This is a genomic window from Nonomuraea sp. NPDC054003, from assembly GCF_055585125.1.
Genome location: NZ_JBVJKR010000007.1, coordinates 311,322 through 331,142, shown reverse-complemented (window position 1 = coordinate 331,142; position 19,821 = coordinate 311,322). Strand labels below are relative to the sequence as shown.

At 73.4% G+C, this 19,821-nt stretch carries 13 protein-coding genes; 9 read left to right on the top strand and 4 right to left on the bottom strand.

Annotated features, from left to right (window positions below; genetic code table 11):
• Positions 1 to 83 precede the first annotated feature (83 nt).
• On the top strand, positions 84 to 2,597 hold the full coding sequence (locus tag ACZ6YG_RS20820) for a cation-translocating P-type ATPase (RefSeq protein WP_466018933.1): 2,514 nt from the start codon (positions 84 to 86) through the stop codon (positions 2,595 to 2,597).
• A gap of 820 nt (positions 2,598 to 3,417) precedes the next feature.
• Here the strand turns inward: ACZ6YG_RS20820 and ACZ6YG_RS20815 are convergent.
• Positions 3,418 to 4,266, bottom strand: coding sequence for a universal stress protein (locus tag ACZ6YG_RS20815; protein ID WP_466018932.1), 849 nt, complete (start codon positions 4,264 to 4,266; stop codon positions 3,418 to 3,420).
• Positions 4,267 to 4,453: 187 nt separating this feature from the next.
• Between ACZ6YG_RS20815 and ACZ6YG_RS20810 the strand changes: the two genes are divergently transcribed.
• From ACZ6YG_RS20810 to ACZ6YG_RS20795, 4 genes are all read left to right on the top strand, one after another.
• Entirely contained in the window at positions 4,454 to 7,177 is a 2,724-nt protein-coding gene (locus ACZ6YG_RS20810) for a cation-translocating P-type ATPase (RefSeq protein ID WP_466018931.1), read from the top strand.
• A gap of 155 nt (positions 7,178 to 7,332) precedes the next feature.
• On the top strand, positions 7,333 to 8,940 hold the full coding sequence (locus ACZ6YG_RS20805; RefSeq protein WP_466018930.1) for an NAD(P)H-dependent oxidoreductase subunit E: 1,608 nt from the start codon (positions 7,333 to 7,335) through the stop codon (positions 8,938 to 8,940).
• Positions 8,937 to 11,633: a formate dehydrogenase subunit alpha gene (gene fdhF / locus ACZ6YG_RS20800; protein ID WP_466018929.1), complete on the top strand. Its 2,697-nt coding sequence runs from the start codon at positions 8,937 to 8,939 to the stop codon at positions 11,631 to 11,633. The genes ACZ6YG_RS20805 and fdhF overlap by 4 nt, the downstream gene beginning before the upstream one ends.
• The gene (locus ACZ6YG_RS20795) at positions 11,630 to 12,508 is read left to right on the top strand and encodes a universal stress protein (protein WP_148030927.1); all 879 of its coding nucleotides are present in this window, start codon (positions 11,630 to 11,632) and stop codon (positions 12,506 to 12,508) included. The genes fdhF and ACZ6YG_RS20795 overlap by 4 nt, the downstream gene beginning before the upstream one ends.
• Positions 12,509 to 12,588: 80 nt before the next feature.
• Here ACZ6YG_RS20795 and ACZ6YG_RS20790 read toward each other — a convergent pair whose 3' ends face one another.
• The gene (locus ACZ6YG_RS20790; RefSeq protein ID WP_466018928.1) at positions 12,589 to 13,899 is read right to left on the bottom strand and encodes an aminotransferase class V-fold PLP-dependent enzyme; all 1,311 of its coding nucleotides are present in this window, start codon (positions 13,897 to 13,899) and stop codon (positions 12,589 to 12,591) included.
• A gap of 242 nt (positions 13,900 to 14,141) precedes the next feature.
• Between ACZ6YG_RS20790 and ACZ6YG_RS20785 the strand changes: the two genes are divergently transcribed.
• The 4 genes from ACZ6YG_RS20785 to ACZ6YG_RS20770 all read left to right on the top strand — a co-directional run bounded on the left by ACZ6YG_RS20785 (position 14,142) and on the right by ACZ6YG_RS20770 (position 17,872).
• A complete protein-coding gene (locus tag ACZ6YG_RS20785; protein WP_219547172.1) occupies positions 14,142 to 14,579 on the top strand; it encodes a hypothetical protein in 438 nt (145 codons plus the stop codon).
• 56 nt (positions 14,580 to 14,635) lie between these two features.
• Positions 14,636 to 15,727, top strand: coding sequence for a PLP-dependent cysteine synthase family protein (locus ACZ6YG_RS20780; RefSeq protein ID WP_271275124.1), 1,092 nt, complete (start codon positions 14,636 to 14,638; stop codon positions 15,725 to 15,727).
• Positions 15,724 to 16,965 (top strand): MFS transporter, encoded by a 1,242-nt coding sequence (locus tag ACZ6YG_RS20775; protein ID WP_397197277.1) that lies wholly within the window; start codon positions 15,724 to 15,726, stop codon positions 16,963 to 16,965. Before ACZ6YG_RS20780 ends, ACZ6YG_RS20775 begins: the two co-directional genes overlap by 4 nt.
• A 103-nt stretch (positions 16,966 to 17,068) precedes the next feature.
• Positions 17,069 to 17,872: a hemerythrin domain-containing protein gene (locus ACZ6YG_RS20770; RefSeq protein ID WP_466018927.1), complete on the top strand. Its 804-nt coding sequence runs from the start codon at positions 17,069 to 17,071 to the stop codon at positions 17,870 to 17,872.
• Positions 17,873 to 17,954: 82 nt separating this feature from the next.
• On the opposite strand, the gene ACZ6YG_RS20765 is transcribed toward ACZ6YG_RS20770, so the two are convergent.
• Positions 17,955 to 18,986, bottom strand: coding sequence for an ABC transporter ATP-binding protein (locus tag ACZ6YG_RS20765; protein ID WP_466018926.1), 1,032 nt, complete (start codon positions 18,984 to 18,986; stop codon positions 17,955 to 17,957).
• Positions 18,983 to 19,816 (bottom strand): ABC transporter permease, encoded by an 834-nt coding sequence (locus ACZ6YG_RS20760; RefSeq protein ID WP_148030922.1) that lies wholly within the window; start codon positions 19,814 to 19,816, stop codon positions 18,983 to 18,985. Before ACZ6YG_RS20760 ends, ACZ6YG_RS20765 begins: the two co-directional genes overlap by 4 nt.
• Positions 19,817 to 19,821 lie beyond the last annotated feature (5 nt).

Below are 19,821 nucleotides of genomic sequence, written 5' to 3'. Positions count from 1 at the left end.
TGTGACCTTCGGCCCTGGCCACCCGACTGTGACCAGCGAAGATGAGGGAGAGGTCGTGCGAGCCGGGAGAGATGGGTGAACCGATGACGCTGGCATCACCGGGGCTGACGTCGGAGGAGGCGGCCGTACGGCTGGACCGCGACGGGCCCAACCTGCTGCCCGCCAAGCCGCCCACGCCGCTGTGGCGGCGGGTGGCCGGGCAGCTCCGTGACCCGCTGATCGTCGTGCTGCTGGTGGCCACCGCGCTGACCGCGTTCACCGGCGACTGGACGGACATGACCGTCATCCTCCTGGTGATCGTCGTCAACACCGGCGTCGGCGTCACCCAGGAGGTGCGCGCCGACAGGGCCATAACCGCGCTGTCCACGCTCACCGCGCCCACGGCCCGGGTCGTCAGGGACGGCGCCCAGCGGGAGGTGCCCGCGGCCGAGGTCGTCCAGGGCGACGTGCTGGTGCTGGCCGAAGGCGACATCGTCCCGGCCGACGCCCGCCTGGGAGAGGCCGCGGCCCTGCTGATCGACGAGTCCGCGCTGACCGGCGAGTCGGTGCCGGTGGACAAGAACCCCGGTGACGAGATCGCCGCGGGCACGGTGGTGCTGCGCGGGCGCGGCCGGGGCGAGGTGAGCGCGACCGGCGCGGCCAGCGCGACCGGGCGGATCGCGGCGTTGATGGTGGCGGCGGCCGGGCTGACGCCCCTGCAGCGGCGGCTGGTCGGGGTGGGGCGGCTGCTGGCCGGGGTGACGGTGTTCCTGTGCGTGGTGGTCGGGGCGCTGGGCCTGGTGCGCGGGCAGCCGCTGGAGCTGATGGTGATCACCGCGATCAGCCTGGTGGTGGCGGCCGTGCCGGAGTCGCTGCCCGCCGTGGTCACTCTCAGCCTGGCGCTGGGTGCCCGGCGGATGGCCGCGCGGCGCGCCCTCGTACGCCGCCTGCACGCCGTCGAGACGCTCGGCTCGGTCACCGTCCTGGCCACCGACAAGACCGGCACCCTCACCGAGGGACAGATGGTCGTGCGCCGGCTGTGGACACCCGCCGCGCGCGCGGCGCTCACCGGGACCGGCTACGGGCCGGACGGGGAGGTCGAGGGCGACGCGGCGCCCGAGGCGTTCGCCGGCCTGCTGACGGCCGCCGCGCTGTGCAACGACGCGCGGCTGATCCGGGGCGACGGCGAGGAGTGGCGGGCCCTGGGCGACCCGACCGAGGCCGCGCTGCTGACCGCGGCCACCAAGCTCGGCCTGGACCGCGGCGAGCTGAACCGCCGTTATCCCCGCCTCGCCGAACGGCCCTTCGACAGCGCCCGCAAGCGGATGAGCACCCTGCACCGGCTGCCCGAGGGCCGGTCGAAGGTGATCTGCAAGGGCGCGCCTGAGGTGCTGCTGCGCGCGCCGGCCCTCGCCGACGACCGTGCGCTCCTGGACGACGCCGCCGCCGAGGCGGCGCGCCTCGCCCTCGAGGGTTACCGGGTCCTGGCCGTGGCCGAGGCCGACCTGCCCGGCATCCCCGAGGAGGTGCCGGAGGAAGGGCTGCGGCTCCTCGGCCTGGTCGCCATCCTCGACCCGCCCCGCCGGGCCGCCGCCGGCACCATGGCCGCCTGCCGCCGCGCCGGCATCCGGCCGATCCTGATCACCGGCGACCATCCGGGCACCGCCCGCGCCATCGCCACCGAACTCGGCATCATCACACCCGGCGAGCCGGTCGTCGACTGCCGCGCCCTCGCCACCTCCGACGGACACTCCGGCGCCTCCGTGTACGCGCGCGCCACCCCCGAGCAGAAGCTCGCCCTCATCGAGGACATGCGGGCGGACGGCGAGGTGGTCGCGATGACCGGCGACGGCGTCAACGACGGCCCCGCCCTGCGCCGCGCCGACATCGGCGTCGCCATGGGGGGACGCGGCACCGAGGTCGCCCGCCAGGCCGCGGATCTGGTCCTGGCCGACGACGACCTGGACACCGTGGTCGCCGCCGTCGACGAGGGCCGCCGCGTCTACGCCAACATCCGCCGCTTCCTGGTCTACGGCCTGTCCGGTGGTGCCACCGAGATCGCCGTCATGCTGATCGGCCCGGCGTTCGGGCTCGCGCTGCCGCTGCTGCCCGCCCAGATCCTCTGGGTCAACCTGCTCACCCACGGCCTGCCCGGCGTCGCGCTCGGCGGCGAGCCCGCCGAACCGGCCGCGATGCGCCGCCCGCCGCGCCCGCCGGACCAGAGCATCCTCGGCGCGGGCCTGTGGCAGCGGGTGATCCGCATCGCGGTCGTCCTGACCGTCGTCACGCTCGGCGTCGCCGTCTGGGCCCTGCACACCGGACGTCCCTGGCAGAGCATGGCGTTCTTCACCCTGGGCGCCGTCCAGCTCGGCGTCGCGCTCGGGTCCCGCGCGCGCCCCGGCTCCCTCGCCAACCCGGCGCTGCTGGTCGCCGTGGCCGGAGCGCTGCTGCTGCAGCTCGCCGGCCTGTACGTGCCGCTGCTCCGCGACCTGCTCAGCACCGAACCCCTCGCCGCCGGAGACCTGCTCGTCGTGACCGTGCTGTCGGTCCTCGGTTACGCCGCCGCCCGGCTGGACCGCATCCTGCACCGCGAGCCCGTGCCCGAAGCCGTCCGCTGACTGCCACCGGAGTCAGGGAAGGGCGAACCGCGCGGCGTGCCCGAAGGCGATGGCGGGCACCGTGTGGTGCGCGTCGTAGGGGGCTCGGCCTGAGCGCCGCGTCGCAGGACCTGCGCGGCGAGGAACGCCAGGTGATCTACGGCAGCCTGATCCACAAGCTCAAGCCGTTCGAGCTGTTCGAGAACCAGTATCTGGGGTCGGAGCTGCTCCGGCAGATCTTCGACGTGGACGAGATGCTGTACTTCGTGGCCCCGGGCTGGTACTCCCACACCGACCGCACCAACGCGATCGATCCGGGCGGCCACGCCACCGACGAGTGGCGGGTCGACTACCTCATCACCGAGCAGACACAGCCCGCGCCCCTGGGGAGCTCACTCGGCTGGCTGATCCAGATCGACGGCGACGCCCGCCGCAACGAGTTCCTCAACGCCGCGTGGGCCAAGGCGGTCCTGCCCGTACGGCCCGGACGCGATAGCGCCGCACTGGAGTGGCTCCGGCAGGCGAACGTCGAGGGAGAGGCGGCACTCGACCTCCCGTACGAGTTCCAGGAAGGCGACCCCCCGGCCTATCAGGGCAAGAAGGTGGGAGAAGTCCTGGACATCCTCGCGTCCCAGTTGCAGCAGTCCAACACGCTCATCGGCAACACCCTCGCCGCGGAGGAGGTCTTCGAGACCGGTTTCGACCTCCTCGCCGGCGGCTTCCGCCGGCGAAGCCGTACGAGGTCTTCGACCAGTGGGTCGAGGTGCTGCCCACCGACCAGGTGGTGGCGGTGGAGGTGCAGTACGACCCGAAGACCGGTCAGCAGTTGTGACCGGCCGGGTCACCTGTCGTCCGCCGCCGAGGGCCGGACGACCGCCACCGGGCAGGTGACGTGGTTCAGCACGCCGCGGCTGACCGAGCCGAGCACGGCCGAGGCGAAGCCGCCCATGCCACGCGAGCCCACCACGACCAGATCGGCCGAAGCCGAGGCCTTCATGAGGGCGGCGACGGGATGCTCGCACACCTGCTCGTCGGTGATCTCGACGTCCGGGTTCTCCTCCCGCCACGGCGTCACCGCTTCGCGGGCCTCGCGCTGCTGCTCCTCGAACGCGCTGTCCAGGACACCGACGTAGGCGGCGGCGTACGGCACGGACATCGGCACCTGCCAGGCGAACACCGCGTGGACACGGGCCCGGCGGGCGCGCGCCTGCTCGATGGCGTACCTCATCGCCGTCCGCGAGCACTTCGAGCCGTCGTAGCCGACCACGACCCGCCCGTACGTCGCCTCGGCCCTGCCGCGCACGACGACGACGGGCACGGCGGCGTATCCCGCCACGGCCGCGCTGACCGAGCCGAGCAACATCGCGGCGAAGCCGCCCCGTCCCCGGCTGCCCAGGACCACGCACTCGGCCGAGGCCGACTCGGTGATCAGCTGCTCGACGACGTTGCCGCTCCGCACCTCCGTGGTCACCTCCACGTCTGACGCCACCTCGTGTGCCCGGGCGGCGGCGGCCCGCAGCGCATCGGCGCCGTACCGCGACTCGGCCTCGTCCAGGACGAGCGGCCAGTGCTCGTGCACGTGCACGAGGTGGAGCGAGCGCCCGCGGCGGTGCGCGTCGGCGGCCGCCCACTCGACGGCCGCGGTCGCCGGTACGGAACCGTCCACTCCGGCCATGATCTTTCCCGCCATGACACGCCCTCCCCTTCAGCCGGCCACCGTGCTGCCCCTCTCCGTATCTCCCCAGGTTGATGCGGTTGATTCCGTCCCAAGGGCCGCCCCGCGGATTGCCTTCTCCAGACCCCCGCCACGCACGTTCTGGGTATCAACCGCCCCTGGAAGGAGCCGGGAAGGCGATCCAGTGCGGGGGATGTGATCGATGAGCCAGGCGGAGCAGCCGGCCCAGGGCCGGGAGGTCGATCCGACTGAGCGGCTGGAGCTGCTGCTGCGTGATCTGCGCAGCGCCCGGTCCGGTCTGACCTCGCGGGAGGCGGCGCGGCGGCTGGTCCAGTACGGCCCGAACGAGCTCCACCGCCGTGGTGGTCATCGGTGGCCTGGGGAGCTGGTGCGGCAGTTCACCCACCCGCTGGCGCTGCTGCTCTGGGCGGCCGCGGCTCTGGCGTGGGTGGCGGGGATCATCCCGGTGGCGGTGGCGATCGTGGTGGTGATCGTCATCAACGCGGCGTTCGCGTTCGTCCAGGAGTTGCAGGCCGAGCGGGCGGTCGAGGCGCTGGCCGCGTACCTGCCGGTGCAGGCGAAAGTGCTGCGCGACGGGCGTCCGGCGGTGGTGCCCGCCGCCGAGCTGGTGCCCGGCGACGTCCTGGTGATCGACGAGGGGGACCGGATCTCGGCGGACGCCCGGTTGGTCGAGGGCGGCGTAGAGATCGACCTGTCGATGCTGACCGGCGAGGCCATGCCGGTGTTCCGCTCAGCGGAGCTGCTGGATACCGGAGTGAGCCTGCTGCGGGCTCGCGACCTGGTGTTCTCCGGGACGATGTGCACCGAGGGCCGGGCGCGGGCCGTGGTGTTCGCCACCGGGATGCGGACCGAGCTGGGGCGGATCGCGGCGCTGTCGGAACGCGTCCAGCGTGAGGAGAGCCCGCTGGAGCGGCAGGTCCGCAAGGTGGCGTGGCTGATCGCGGCGATCGCGGTGGTCACCGGTGCGGCCTTCATCCCGCTGGCGACCTTCGGCGCGCACCTGCCGGTGCCGGAGGCCGCGGTGTTCGCCGTGGGGCTGCTGGTGGGCAACGTGCCGGAGGGCCTGCTGCCGGTGATCACCCTGGCGCTGGCCCTGGGCGTGCGCGACCTGGCGCGGCGGGGAGCGGTGGTCAAGCGGCTGAGCGCGGTGGAGACGCTGGGGGCGACGGGGGTGATCTGCACCGACAAGACCGGCACGCTCACGGAGAACCGCATGCGCGTCACCGTGATCTGGACCGCCGCCGGGACCTACGAGCCGGAGGACGGCCCGGCGGCCGGGGACGCCCGAGACCCGGCGCTCGGAGGGCTGCTCTCCGTCATGGTGGCGTGCAACAACGCCCAGCGCGACCTCGCCGGGACCCTGACGGGCGACCCGACCGAGATGGCGATGCTCGCCGCCGCCGACCGGCTCGGCGCACCCGGCCGGTCCGGCGGGCGGCTGCGCCTGTTCCACTTCGACCCGGTGCTGAAGCGGATGTCGACCGTCGACGAACGTGACGGCGGCACGTGGGTGGACACCAAGGGAGCTCCCGAGACGGTCCTGCCGCTCTGCACCGCGATCATGGAAGGCGGCGAGGTCCGGCCTCTCACCGCGGCCCGGCGCCACGACGTCGAACAGGTCGTGGATGCCCACGCCCGCCGGGGCCTGCGCGTGCTCGCCCTGGCCGCACGCCGCCTCGATCCTGCAGGGCCCGCGCCCCGGGACCGTGCGGACGCCGAACGCGAACTGACCCTGCTGGGCCTGGTGGCGATGCACGACCCGCCGCGCGCCGAAGTCGCCGAGGCCGTCGCGTACTGCCATGCCGCCGGCATCCGCATCATCGTGGTCACCGGTGACCACGCGCTGACCGCGGCGGCGATCGCCCAGCAGGTGGGCATCGCCGGCGAGCACCCGGTGGTCGTCACCGGTGAGCGGCTCGACGCCATGAGCGAGCACGACCTCGACGCGCTGCTGCGCGAGCACCGTCAGCTGATCTTCGCGCGCAGCTCGCCCGAGGCCAAGCTGCGGATCGCCGATGCGCTGCGCGCCGAGGGGCACGTGGTGGCGATGACCGGCGACGGGGTCAACGACGCGCCGGCGCTGCGCCGCGCCGACATCGGCGTCGCCATGGGGCGTTCGGGCACCGACGTGGCCAAGGAAGCCGCCACGATGGTGCTCACCGACGACAACTTCGCCACCATCGTGGCCGCCATCAGGTCAGGCCGGCAGGTCTACGACAACATCCGCAAGTTCATCTGTTACATCTTCGCCCACACCACCCCCGAGATCGTCCCGTTTCTGGTGTTCGCCCTGGCGGGCGGGGCCGTCCCGCTCCCGCTCACGGTGCTGCAGCTGCTCGCCTTCGACGTCGGCACCGAGACCCTGCCCGCGCTCGCGCTCGGCCGCGAACCCGCCGAGCCCGGTCTCATGCGGCGCCCGCCGCGCGAGCGCTCGGAGAGCGTGATCCGCACCTCGATGCTGCTGCGCGCCTGGCTGTTCCTCGGCGTGATCTGCGCCGTCCTGTCCATGTCCGGGTTCTTCTACGTACTCCTGAAAGCCGGTTGGCACCCGGGCGATCCGACCGGTCCCGGGAGCCCGCTGCACCATGCCTACCGGCAGGCGACCACCATGACCTTCCTCGGCATGATCACGTGCCAGATCGGCACCGCGTTCGCGGCCCGCACCGAACGCGCCTCCCTGCGCTCGGTCGGCGTCACCTCCAACCCCTTGCTGCTGTGGGGCATCGCCTTCGAGCTGGCCCTGGCCGCCGTGCTCATCTACACCCCGCCGTTCCAGGCGCTGCTGGGCACCGCCGCCCTGACAGTGGACATGCTCGCCTTCGTGGCCCCGTTCCCGTTGATCGTCTGGGGCGCCGACGAGATCCGCCGGTGGCTGCTGCGCCGCCGGGAGGCCCAGCCGCTGTGATCGGCCTCGCGGCGGTTCCGTGAATGTGCCCTTGCCCAATGATGACCAGCGCCTTCGTAGGACAGTCACCGGCACGGGTTCATGATGGGAATGTGGGTTCAACCAGCAGATTCGACGCTTTTCGCGCGCTGGCCGAGCGTCGCGGGCGTCCGCGGATGCTGGATTCCCTGTCGGAGGCGGCGAGAGCCGGACAAGGATCCGCCGAGGAGCGGGCGCCCGAGGTGGCCCGGCGACTCGGCCTGCCGGCCGCGGCGGGGCTCGGACCGGCCACCTTCTACGCCGATCTGGCCGCTCCCCGCGGTCGCCGTCACGTCCGGGTCTGCACCGCCGCCGCCTGCTTCGCGGCCGGGTCGGGCCGCCACGTCCAGGAGGTGGAGGAGGCGCTCGGCGTCGCGGCGGACCACGTGGACGCGCAGGCGCGGGTCTCGCTGCAGAGCGTCCGGTGCCTCGGCTACTGCTACGCGGGCCCGGCCTGCCTCGACGGCGACACGCCGTGCACCGGCCCGGATCCGGCCGCCCAGCTCTCCGGCCGCGCGCGGGCCCACGCTCCCCCGATACCCGCCGCCGACGCCACCGGAGCTCCGGTGGTGCTGGCCGGCGTCGTCGGGAGAGAGGATCCCTGGGAGGTGTGGCCCCGCGTGGTGCGGACGCTCGCCCCGGACCGGGTCCTCGCCGAGGTGGCGGCCTCCGGGCTGCGCGGGCGCGGAGGAGCCGGCTTCCCGGTGGCCGCCAAGTGGGCCGCCGCCCAGGGCTCGCCCGACACCGTGGTGGTGGCCAACGGCGACGAGGGCGACCCGGGCTCGTACGCCGACCGGCTGCTGATGGAGGCCGATCCGGGACGGGTGCTGGAAGGGCTGGCGCTGGCTTGTCACGCGGCCGGAGGCCGCCGCGGCGTGGTGCTGGTCCGGTCGGAGTATCCGCGGGCGCTGGCCCGCATGCGGGCCGCGGTGGAGCGGGCACGCGCCGACGGGCATCTGGGACGGCGGATCCACGGCACCGGCGTCGATCTCGACATCGAGGTGGCCGAGGGCGCGGGCTCCTATGTCGCGGGCGAGGAGACCGCCCTCGTCGCGGGGCTCGAAGGCGGGCGTGGCTGCGCCCGGCCGCGCCCGCCGTACCCGACCAGGCAGGGTCTGTGGGACGCCCCGACCGTGGTGAACAACGTGGAGACGCTGGCCGCGGTCCCGTGGATCGTCCAGCGGGGCGGAGACGCCTACGCCGCGCGCGGCACGTCCTCGGAGACAGGCACGAAGCTGGTCTGCCTGTCCGAGCGGTTCGCCCGGCCGGGCTGCTACGAGGTCGAACTCGGCACGTCCGTGCTCGCGATCGTCGAGGAGCTGGGCGGCGGCCTGCGCGAGGGCTCGGAGCTGGCCGTGGTGCAGGTCGGCGGGCCTCTCGGCGGCTTCCTCGCCGCCGGCGAACTCGACGTGCCGCTGTCGGAGGCGGCCCTGGCCGGTCGCGGCGCGGCGCTCGGACACGCCGGGCTCGTCGCCTTCGACCAGCACGTCGAGCCCGAGGACGTGCTGCGGCACGTGTGGGAGTTCGCCGCCGCGGAGAGCTGCGGGGCGTGCTCGCCGTGCCGGGTGGGGTCCCGCCGGGGTCTGGAGATCGCCCGGACCGCCGCGCGGGCGGGCGACGAGTACGCGCGGCTGCTGCGCGTCATGGGCGAGGCCAGCCTGTGTGCTTTCGGACGTCGCGTGCCGGCGGCGGTGCGCAGCCTCGCCCGCGCCTACGGCGACCGGCTGGCGGGGTGGGACCGGTGAGGGTTCTGGTCGACGGGGTGACCGCGCACGTGGCGGACGGCGCCTCGATGCTCGACGCCGTGCGCGCGGCCGGCGGCGAGCTGCCCACGTTGTGCGACGACGACCGGCTGACCTCGGTGGGCTCCTGCCGCACCTGCCTGGTCAGATCCGGCGGCTCGGTGGTGGCCGCCTGCGTCACTCCGGCCGCCGACGGCGCCCGCATCGAGGTCGCCGCCGAGGATCTGCGGACGTCGCGCCGCGAGGCGGTCGAACTGATCGTCTCGGCGCTGCCGCCGTACGCTCTCGACGGCGGCAGCGAGCTGGCCACACTCTGTCACTCGCTGGGGATAGCCCCGGACCTGGCCCGGGGAACCGGCGGCCGGGGACGTGACGACAGCCACCCGTACGTCCACCTCGACCGCGACCTGTGCATCGCCTGCGGCCGGTGCGTGCGCATGTGCGCCGAGGTGCAGGGCACCTTCGCCCTCACCCTGACCGGACGGGGCTCCGACACGGTGGTGGCGCCCGGCACGGGAGGGCCGTGGGCGGAGTCCGACTGCGTCTCCTGCGGCGGCTGCGTCGACACCTGCCCCACCGGGGCGCTCACCGAGCCCGGCCTGCCCGGCGGCGGCCGAGCGCCGGAGGCGGCCCGCACCCGCACCACGTGCGGCTACTGCGGGGTGGGCTGCTCGCTGGACGTGCTCACGCGCGACGGCGAGGTGATCGCGGTGTCGCCCGCCCACGACGGCCCGGTCAACCGCGGGCACGCGTGCGTCAAAGGACGTTTCGCCCACGGCTTCCTCCGCTCGCCCGAGCGTCTCACCGGGCCGCTGCTGCGCCACGCCGGCCGGCTGCGGCCGGTGAGCTGGCGCGAGGCGCTCGACCACGTCGCCCGGGGGCTACGGGCCGCGGTCGCCGCGGGCGGCCCCGGCGCGGTGGCGGCGATCTCCTCGGCCAGGGCGACCAACGAGGAGAACTACCTGCTCCAGAAGTTCATGCGGGTCGTGATCGGCACCAGCAACGTCGACAACTGCTCAAGGCTGTGCCACTCCCCCTCGGCCGCCGGGCTGACCGCGACGTTCGGCCTGTCCGGCGGCACCGACGGCTTCGAAGACGTGGAGACCGCGGACTGCCTGCTGCTGGTGGGCGCCAACCCGGCCGAGGCGCATCCGGTGGTCGGCGCGCGGCTGCTCCAGCGGACCCTGCGCGGGGCGCGGCTCGTCGTGGCGGACCCCCGGGCGGTCGGCCTGGCCCGCTACGCCGATGTGCACCTGCGGCCCCGGCCCGGCACCAACGTCGCGCTCTTCCACGGGCTGGCCCACGTCTTGCTCGCCGAGGGCCTGGTCGACGAGGAGTTCCTGCGCCATCGGGCGAGCGGCCTGCCCGAGCTCACCGCGCTGCTGGAGGACTACTCGCCGGAGCGGGCCGCCGCCGTCACCGGCGTCCCCGCCGGCGACATCGTCGCGGCCGCCCGCCTCTTCGGCCGGGCGGAGCGGCCGGCGATCGTCTACGGGCTGGGCGTCACCGAGCACCTGCACGGCACCGACGGCGTGCGCACCCTGTCCAACCTCGCGATCCTGCGCGGAGCGGTCGGGACCGGCCGCGGCTTCGGGGTGAACCCGCTGCGCGGCCAGAACAACGTCCAGGGCGCTTCCGACATGGGCGCGCTGCCGGACCTCCTGCCCGGGTACGGGAAGGTGACCGACCCCGCCGCGCGGGCCAGGGCCGAGGAGGTGTGGGGCGCCCCGGTTCCCCCGCGGCCGGGGCTGCGCATCCCGCAGATGTTCGCCGCCGCCCGGTCGGGAGAGCTCCGCGCGCTGTGGGTCATCGGCGAGGACGTCTGCGCCACCGATCCCGACAGCACCCTCGTCGCCGAGGCGCTCGACGCCTGCCCGCTCGTCGTCTGCAGCGAGCTGTTCCTGTCCGAGACCGCCCGCAGGGCCGACGTCGTGTTCCCGGTCGCGTCCTGGCTGGAGAAGGAAGGCACCTTCGTCAACTTCGACCGCCGCTTCCAGCGGGTGCGCGCCGCCCTCCGCCCGCCGGAAGGGGTGCTCACCGATTTCGAGGTCATCCACGCGCTCGCCGCGACGCTCGGCGCCGACCTGGGGTGCCCCACCCCGGCTGACGCTCTGGACGAGTGCGCCCGTCTGGTCCCCGCCTTCGCGGGGCTGTCGCACGTACGGCTCGACCGCGAAGGCGCGGTCTGCTGGCCGTGCCCGGACCCCGACCGGCCCGGCGAGTCCTCGCTCTACCGGGAACGGTTCGCGACCCCCGACGGGCTCGCCCACCTCAGCGCCGCGCCCTATCTGCCGCCGGGCGAGCAGCCCGACGACCGTTACCCTCTGGTCCTGGTCACCGGACGGCGCTGGGCGCACTACAACTCCGGCGGGATGACCCGTCGTACGGACAATCTGCGGCTCGACCCCGTCGACCGGGTCGACGTCCATCCGGACGACGCGGCCCGGCACGGCCTGCGCGACGGCGACCGGGTCAGGGTGGAGAGCCGCCACGGCGGCGCCTCCCTGATCGCCCGCCTCAGCGACGACGTGGCTCCGGGCCAGGTCTTCTGCGCTTTCCACTTCCCCTCCAGCGGGGTCAACGCCCTCACCTCCGACCGGGCGGACACCGTGACCTCCTGCCCTGAATACAAGGTCACCGCCGTGCGGCTGACGGCGCTGACGAAGGACACAGAACTTCTCCGGAGGCGGCGATGAGCGATGGATACGCCGGTCGGCCCGTACTGGTCGGCTACGACGACTCGCCGGGGAGCCACCAGGCGCTGAGCTGGGCGCTCGACGCGGCGCGCATCCGAGGGCTGCCGGTGCTGGTCTGCCATGCCCTGCACTGGCCCTACGCCTTCCGGCCCGTCACCCACGAGATCATGGCGCAGATCGAGCACGTCGCCCTGACCGTCGTGGAGGAGGGCGTCCGCCGTGCCCGGGAGCTGGCTCCCGACGTGAATGTCCTGCAACTGCTCGGCAAGGGCACGCCGGCGGCGGTGATCCTGGAGGCCGGGCGCGACGCGGAGCTGACGGTGCTCGGGTCCCGCGGGCAGGGCGGGTTCGACAGCTTGCAGGTGGGGTCGGCCGCCGTGCAGGTGCCCGCGCACAGCGCGCGGCCGGTCGTCATCGTACGGCCCGTCCCGCCGCCGAGCAGCCCGGAGGTCCGGATCGTGGTCGGGCTCGACGGCTCGCCCCCGAGCCTGGCGGCCTTCGACTTCGCCCTGGACGAGGCCGCCCTGCGCGGCGGCACGGTGCAGGCACTCTGCTGCTGGACCGAGTGCGGCTCGTCGGCCTGGCAGGATCCGCTGCCCTTCGTGGATTCGCACGCGCTGCGCAGGGGGGCGGAGGCCCGCTTCCGCGAGGTCGCGTCGGAGCTGGCCCGCAGGCACCCCGAGGTGCCGGTCATGACCGCCTTCGTGGCCGAGCGACCCCAGCGCGCACTGATCGAGACGGCCCAGGACGCGACGCTCCTCGTGCTGGGGAGCCGCGGCAACGAGTCACCCGCCTGCCTGCTGCTGGGACCGGTGACCCAGACCGCGCTGCGCGAGGCCAGGTGCCCGGTCGCGGTGGTCCCACCGGCCCCGTGACCCTGCCGTCACCTGGGGTATCTGTCAGGCACGCTGCCTGGCCGTACGGCTCGCGCTGACGCCCTGACCTGCGGAGGCGTTCACCGAGGCCGGGTGACGAGGTCGCTCAGGGCCGCTGCCAGGCGGTCGACGTCGTCGGTGGAGGTGAACAGGGCGGGGGTGACCCTGACGGCGTCGCCGCCGCTCATGCCGCTGCGGGCGACGGTGAAGATCCGGTGCTTGGTCATGAGCTCGTCCGCGATCGCGACGTTGTCAGCCTCCGAGTCGCGGCCGGGCAGCCGGAACGCGGTGATGCCGCCGTACATGCCGGGCTCGTCCGGGGTGAGGACCCGCGCGCCGAGCTCGTGCGCCCGGCGGACCCAGCGGTCGCGCAGGAAACGCAGGCGGGCCTGCTTGACCTTCGCGCCCAGGGTCTCGTGGAAGTCCAGGGCGGCGTCCGCGGTCAGGAACGGGGCCACGTTCATGGTGCCCGAGTGCACCCGTGAGCGGATGTCGGACGCCGGGTAGGTCTCGTCGTCGTACAGAAGATCGATGTCGGCCAGGCGATCCGCGCGGATGTAGAGGAACCCCGCGCCCAGCGGCACGCCCATCCACTTGTGCAGCGAGAACACCCCGAAGTCGGCGTCGAGGTCGGCGATGCTGAAGTCGAGCTGGCCCCAGGAGTGGGCGGCGTCCACGATCACGTCCACGCCGCGCTCACGCGCCATGGCCATGATCTGGCGTACCGGGGTGACCAGGCCGGTGCGGTTGTTCATGTGGCTGAGCAGGAGGAGCCGCACCTTCGGGTGCAGGCGCAGGGCTCGCTCGTAGGTGTCGAGCACCGCCTGACGGGTGGCGGGCTCGGGCATGACGATGCGCTCGACGGTGACGCCGCGCCGGGCTCGCAGCCAGTTCATGGCGTACTGCCCGCTGTGGTAGTCGAGGTCGGCGTACATGACGGCGTCGCCCGGGCGCAGGCGGCGGTAGCCGGAGATCAGGTTCTGCAGGGCCTCGGTGCCGCCCCGGGTGAGCGCGATCTCGTTCCTCGTCACGCCGAGCAGGGCGGCGATCCGGTCGCGGACCTCGTCGGCCCGCGGCTTGTAGGTGGTCCGCAGCAGGTGGGAGCTGTGCTGGTTGAGATGGTCGACGTTGTGGTGGTACGCCCGCCGGACCGGCTCCGGCATGACCCCGTAGTAGCCGTTCTCCAGGTTCACGAAGTCCGGGCTCACCCGGAACTGCCGCGCGACGGTCGCCCAGAAGCGCTCGTCGCGCGCGAGCCGCTCGGGGGCGACGCCGGTCGGCACGGCCAGGGTCGCCGGCGCGTACGCGCGCTCCCGGTCATAGGGGCATGCCACGGCACCGACCGCCATGGCGCCGAAGCCGGCGACGATCCGTCGTCTGGACAGGGCCATGGCGCACTCCTGATATCAGCGGGAATTGACGGACGGCGGACGAGAAGGACCGCCGCGCTGTCCAGTGTGGCCGATATTCGGGTGGACAGGGCAAACCTTCGGCGCCGTGTCGCGCAGATAAGACGAATGACCGGTCGCTCTCGGCGAGAAAGCCCGCCATAACCTGTGACCGGCGGTAGCTTTACCGGAAAGTTTGCTCCTGCCGAGCGCGCCCGGCCGCCTTCCGGGCACTATTTCAGGTGATGTCAGCGACACGGACGACCCTTTCGCGCCGCCCGGCCGGATCTCGCGCCGGGCGGCTCGTGTCGCACGCGCTGCTGGCGGTCGTCTGGCTGATCGTCGCGGTCTTCGCCCACGGCGGCGCCTGCGCCGCCCTGGAGCTGTCGGAGCAGGCCAGCCACAGCGCCCAGCTCGGCGACGGCGGTCACGCCGCGGACCAGGGGCACGTCGCCGCAGCTCAGCACCGTGCGCACTGCTGGCATCACCAGCTGCCCGAGAGACACAGGCACAGCACGGAGCAGGACGGCTCGGCGACCCATCCGGCCGGCCCGCCGACCGGCGCGCCCATGCCGGCCGCGATCGTCGTCTCCCCTCCCGCCGCCGTGGGCGGCACGGCCCCGGCGGCCGTGGCGGGCCGCCCCACGTCCTGTCAGGAAGATCTCTGTGTGATGCGCATATAGGACGCGCGGCCTTTTCATGAGCCGTCAACCGTCCATTCATTTCGGGGATCTCCATCATGTCATCGCAAGCTGTTTCCGCGCGCCTGAAAGAGGCGCCGTCCGGTAGATATTCGACGCTGCCGCTCTCGGTCGGCAATACGCCGTTGACTTTCATATCCGAGCCGTTCGTGCCGGGCGGCGGAGGATTCTGGGCCAAACTCGAAGGCTTCAACCCGGGCGGCATCAAGGACCGCCCGGCGCTGCACATGGTGCGCCGGGCACGGGCGCGCGGCGACCTCCAGCCGGGCGCGACCGTCGTCGAGTCGACCAGCGGCACGCTCGGGCTCGGCCTGGCGCTGGCCGGCATCGTCTTCGGCCATCCGGTCGTGCTCGTGGCCGACCCCGGCATGGAGCCGCTCATGTGCCGGCTGCTGGCTTCCTACGGGGTACGGCTGGAGATGGTCACCGAGCCCTGCGCCGTCGGCGGCTGGCAGCAGGCCCGCCGCGAACGGGTGCGGCAGCTCCTCGCGGAGAGCCCCGGCGCCTACTGTCCCGACCAGTACAACAACCCCGACAACGTGGACGCCTACGCCGGGCTGGCCCACGAACTGCTGAACCAGGTCCCCCAGATCGACACGCTGGTGTGCTCGGTCGGCACGGGCGGGCACAGCGCGGGCATCTCCAGCGTGCTGCGCCGCCACTTCCCCGGCCTGAGCCTCGTCGGCGTGGACACCGTGGGCTCGACCATCTTCGGCCAGCCCGCCAGGCCGCGGCTGATGCGCGGGCTCGGCTCCAGCATCTACCCGCGCAACGTCGCCTACGACGCCTTCGACGAGGTCCACTGGGTCGCCCCCGCCGAAGCGGTCTGGGCCTGCCGCACCCTGGCCGCCCTGCACTACGTCTCCGGCGGCTGGAGCACCGGCGCCGTCGCCCTCGTGGCCCGGTGGCTGGCCCGTGCGCAGCCCGGCCGGACCATCGTCGCGATCTTCCCGGACGGGCCGTGGCGTTACTGGGAGAGCATCTACGACGACGACTACTGCCGGGCCCACGGCCTGCTCGGCGCCGTCCCGGCCGGCGAGCCGGACCTGCTGCTCGCTCCGGACGAGCGGGAAGTCCACCGCTGGACGCGCTGCACAGGCGTGCGCGCCCCGCTGGCAGCCGGGCGATGAGGCGCACCCTGGCCGAGTTCCGCTCCTTCGACCGGCCCATCCAGCTCCTGCAGATCAACCAGGCGGGCATCAACCTCGGCTTCTACATGCTCATGCCCTACCTCGCCCAGCATCTGTCGACCGGAGCCGGTCTGGCCGCCTGGACGATCGGGCTCGTCCTGGGCCTGCGGAACCTGAGCCAGCAGGGCCTGTTCCTGATCGGCGGCACCCTGGCCGACCGGCTGGGCTACAAGCCGCTGATCATGCTGGGGTGCGCGCTCCGTACGATCGGGTTCGCCCTGTTCGGGCTGACCACTTCGCTGCCGTGGCTCCTCGTGGCGGCCGCCGTGACCGGAGTCGCCGGGGCGCTGTTCAACCCGGCGGCCCGCGCCTACCTGGCGTGCGAGGCGGGTGAGCGCAAGGTGGCCGCGTTCGCCGTGTTCAACGTGTTCTACCAGGGCGGCATCCTGCTCGGCCCGCTGGTCGGCATCGCCCTGCTGAACGCCGGTTTCGCCGCCGTGTGCCTGTCCGCCGCGGGGGTCTTCGCGGTGCTGACCGTCATGCAGGGCCTGTGGCTGCCGGCCCGGCGTGGGCCCGCCGGTGAGCAGCAGCCGGTGCTGAGCGACTGGCGGCGGGCGTTCGGCGACCGGGCCTTCGTCTCCTTCGCCGCGGCGATGATCGCCTCCTACGCGCTGTCGTTCCAGATGTACCTGGCGCTGCCGCTGGAGGTGGAGCGGGTCGGCGGCGGCGAGAGCGGCGTGATGGCGTTGTACGCGCTGTCGGCGCTGCTCGGCATCGCCGGGCAGGTACGGCTGACCGCCTGGTGCTCGGCCCGGTGGAGCCGGGGACAGGCGATCAGCCGGGGCCTGGCCCTCATGGGGGTCGCGTTCCTGCCCCCGGCGGCGACGGCGCACCTGGCCCTGCCCCCGGGCTGGGCGCTGCTGCCTCTGGTGGCGTGCACGCTGCTGCTCACCCTGGGGACGCTGGCCGCCTTCCCGTTCGAGATGGCCACCATCGCCGACCTGGCGGGAGACCGGCTGATCGGCACCTACTACGGCGTGTACAACCTGCTGTCCGGCATCGGGATCCTGGCCGGCAACCTGCTGGCGGGCGCCCTGGTCGACGCGGGCCGCTCCAACGGCATGGCAGCTCTGCCGTGGGCGCTGCTGGCCGCCGCGGGATTGGCCTCCGCGGCGGCCGTCAGGCGGCTGGACCGGAGGGAGCGGCTACCGGTCGCCGGTCGGGTCCCGGCCGGCTGACCACGACCGCCGGCGGGGAGCGCCGGGCGGCCGGCCCGGACAGAGGGAAGCATTACCTCCGTTGTCACGTCGGATCACCGGTGGCTGGGCAGCATCTGGGGTGATGCGGTCCAGCCGGCCGTATCGGCTGGTTGGGGGGCCGGGACCGAAGATGAGCGACGAAGCGTGGGACGACCGCGAAACACCGAGCGTGCGCCGCCGCGAGATGCTCAGCCTGCCCGTCGCCCTGGCCTGTGGCTCGGCGGTGCTGACCGCGTGCGGGACGATCCGGCAAGCCGGCGGCGCCGCGACATCCACCCCTGCCCCCAGCACGGAGCAGACCCAAGAGGTGCCGGTCACGCCACCAGAAGACCTCATGCGCGAGCACGGGGTACTCAAACGCATCCTGCTGATCTACCGGGAGGGCATCCGGCGGATCAACGCCGGCGAGCCGGTGCCCGCCCAGCCCTTGCATGCCGGGGCCGGCATCATCCGCACCTTCATCGAGGAGTACCACGAGCAACTTGAAGAACGTTACGTCTTCCCGCGCCTGGTCAAGGCCGGCAAACTGACCGACACCGTGCCCATCCTGGTCCGGCAGCACCAGCGCGGCCGCGTGCTGACCGGCCGCATCCTGGACGTCACCGCCAAACCTGCCCCCCAGCGGGCCCGCCGGGACCTGACCGCCGACATGGCCGCCTTCATCCGCATGTACGAGCCCCACGAGGCACGCGAGGACACCGTGGTCTTCCCCGCCATGCGCGAGGTCATCCCGCCCAGGGAATTCACCGAGATGGCCGAGACCTTCGAAGACGAGGAGCACCGCCGTTTCGGCGCGGCCGGCTTCACCGGCGTCGTCGGGCAGGTGGCCGACATCGAGAAGACGCTCGGGATCTATGACCTGAACCAGTTCACGCCTCGCGTATGACCCTGCTGAGAGCGACATGCTCCGGCACAGGCAGGACTGAGTCGGCACGCCCGTGAGGGCGAACCCCCGTCGCAGTCGTCGTTCATGCCGGGTAGGCGTGGGTCTCGGTGGCCTTGACCGAGGCCCAGATCCGCTGGCCCGGGGTCAGGTCCAGGTCGGCCACGGCCGCGGGGGTGATGTCGGCGAACGCGGTGACGGGCCCGTCGAGGTGCACCCGGACGTTGTCGCCGTGCCGTTCGATGCCGTCGATGGTGGCCCGCCACAGGTTGCGCGGGCTGCCGTCCGGGCGGGAGCGGTAGAGCGCCACGGCGGCGGGCGGGAAGGCCACGAACGCGGGCCCGTCGAGCTGCTCGCAGGTGTGCAGCAGCAGCTCGCCGACCTTGACCCGGCCCGCGTCGGCGGTGCCGCGATACAGGTTGAGCCCGACCAGCCGGGCCACGTAGTCGGTGCGCGGACGCCGGGCGACCTCGCCCGGCGCGCCCTGCTGGACGATCGCGCCGTGCTCGATCACGATCAGCCGGTCGGCCAGCACCATCGCGTCGAGCGGGTCGTGAGTGACCAGGACCGTCGCGCCGTCGAAGTCGGCCAGGTGGCGGCGGAGCCGGGAGCGGACCTCCAGCCGGGTGTGGGCGTCGAGCGCGGCCAGCGGCTCGTCCAGCAGCAGCAGCTCCGGCCGCACGGCCAGCGCCCGCGCCAGCGCGACCCGCTGGGCCTGCCCGCCGGACAGCTGCGCCGGTCTGGCGCTCGCTCGGTCGGCCAGGCCGACCCGCTCCAGCAGGGCGGCGGCGGCACGGCGGGACTCGGCCTTGGAGACGCCCTGGCAGCGCGGCCCGAAGGCGACGTTGTCCAGCGCCGACAGATGGGGGAAGAGCAGGTAGTCCTGGAAGACCATGCCGATCGGGCGGCTCTCGGCGGGCAGACTGTGCAGCGGGCGGCCGCGCAGGCTGATCTGCCCGCCGGACATGCGGGTGAGCCCGGCCAGGGCGCGCAGCGCGGTGGTCTTGCCCGCGCCGTTGGGGCCGAGCAGCGCGACCACCTCCCCGGCGGCGACATGGAGGTCGAGGTCGAGGGTGAACGCGGGCCGGTTGACGACCAGGCGGGCGCGCAGAGTCATGGCGCGCTCACCCACCGGTCGCGCAGGCTGGCCAGGATGACCACGGAGACGGCCAGCAGCACGAGACTGAGCACGATCGCGGCCTCCGGCTCGGTCTCCAGGGCCAGGTAGACGGCCAGCGGCATGGTGCGGGTGGTGCCGGGGAAGTTGCCGGCGAACGTGATCGTCGCGCCGAACTCGCCCAGCGCCCGCGCCCAGCACAGCACCGCCCCTGCCACCACCCCCGGCATGACCATGGGCAGCGTCACCCGCCGGAACACCGTCCAGCGGGAGGCGCCGAGCGTGGCGGCGGCCTCCTCGAAGCGCCGGTCGGCGCCGCGCAACGCGCCCTCGACACTGATCACCAGGAACGGCATGGCGACGAACGCCTCGGCCACGATCACCCCCGCGGTGGTGAACGGCAGCGTGATCCCGAAGCTCGCCTCCAGCCACTGCCCGACCAGCCCGCGCCGCCCCAGCACCAGCAGCAACGCGACACCGCCGACCACCGGCGGCAGCACCAGCGGCACGGTGACCAGCGCCCGCACCAGCCTCCGGCCCGGGAACTCCACCCGGGCCAGCAGCCAGGCCAGCGGCACCCCGAGCAGCAGGCACACGACGGTGGCGACGGTGGCCGACACCAGCGACAGCCGCAGCGCCTCCAGCACCTGCGGCTCGGCCAGCCGCTCCAGCAGCGTCGGCCACGGGGCACGGATCAGCAGCCCGGCCAGCGGCAGCACCAGGAAGACCAGCCCCACCACGGCGGGCAGCACCAGCATCCACGGCAGCCGCCCGGAGACCTCACGGCGCGGGCCCGGCAGGTCGAGGCGCTCCGGCGCGGAAGAACTCATCCTTG

Coding starts and splice junctions, on each gene's coding strand:
- ACZ6YG_RS20820 (WP_466018933.1), top strand. CDS start 84: ATGACGCTGGCATCACCGGGGCTGACGTCGGAGGAGGCGGCCGTACGG.
- ACZ6YG_RS20815 (WP_466018932.1), bottom strand. CDS start 4,266: ATGGCGGGAAAGATCATGGCCGGAGTGGACGGTTCCGTACCGGCGACC.
- ACZ6YG_RS20810 (WP_466018931.1), top strand. CDS start 4,454: ATGAGCCAGGCGGAGCAGCCGGCCCAGGGCCGGGAGGTCGATCCGACT.
- ACZ6YG_RS20805 (WP_466018930.1), top strand. CDS start 7,333: ATGCTGGATTCCCTGTCGGAGGCGGCGAGAGCCGGACAAGGATCCGCC.
- ACZ6YG_RS20795 (WP_148030927.1), top strand. CDS start 11,630: ATGAGCGATGGATACGCCGGTCGGCCCGTACTGGTCGGCTACGACGAC.
- ACZ6YG_RS20790 (WP_466018928.1), bottom strand. CDS start 13,899: ATGGCCCTGTCCAGACGACGGATCGTCGCCGGCTTCGGCGCCATGGCG.
- ACZ6YG_RS20785 (WP_219547172.1), top strand. CDS start 14,142: ATGTCAGCGACACGGACGACCCTTTCGCGCCGCCCGGCCGGATCTCGC.
- ACZ6YG_RS20780 (WP_271275124.1), top strand. CDS start 14,636: ATGTCATCGCAAGCTGTTTCCGCGCGCCTGAAAGAGGCGCCGTCCGGT.
- ACZ6YG_RS20775 (WP_397197277.1), top strand. CDS start 15,724: ATGAGGCGCACCCTGGCCGAGTTCCGCTCCTTCGACCGGCCCATCCAG.
- ACZ6YG_RS20770 (WP_466018927.1), top strand. CDS start 17,069: ATGCGGTCCAGCCGGCCGTATCGGCTGGTTGGGGGGCCGGGACCGAAG.
- ACZ6YG_RS20765 (WP_466018926.1), bottom strand. CDS start 18,986: ATGACTCTGCGCGCCCGCCTGGTCGTCAACCGGCCCGCGTTCACCCTC.
- ACZ6YG_RS20760 (WP_148030922.1), bottom strand. CDS start 19,816: ATGAGTTCTTCCGCGCCGGAGCGCCTCGACCTGCCGGGCCCGCGCCGT.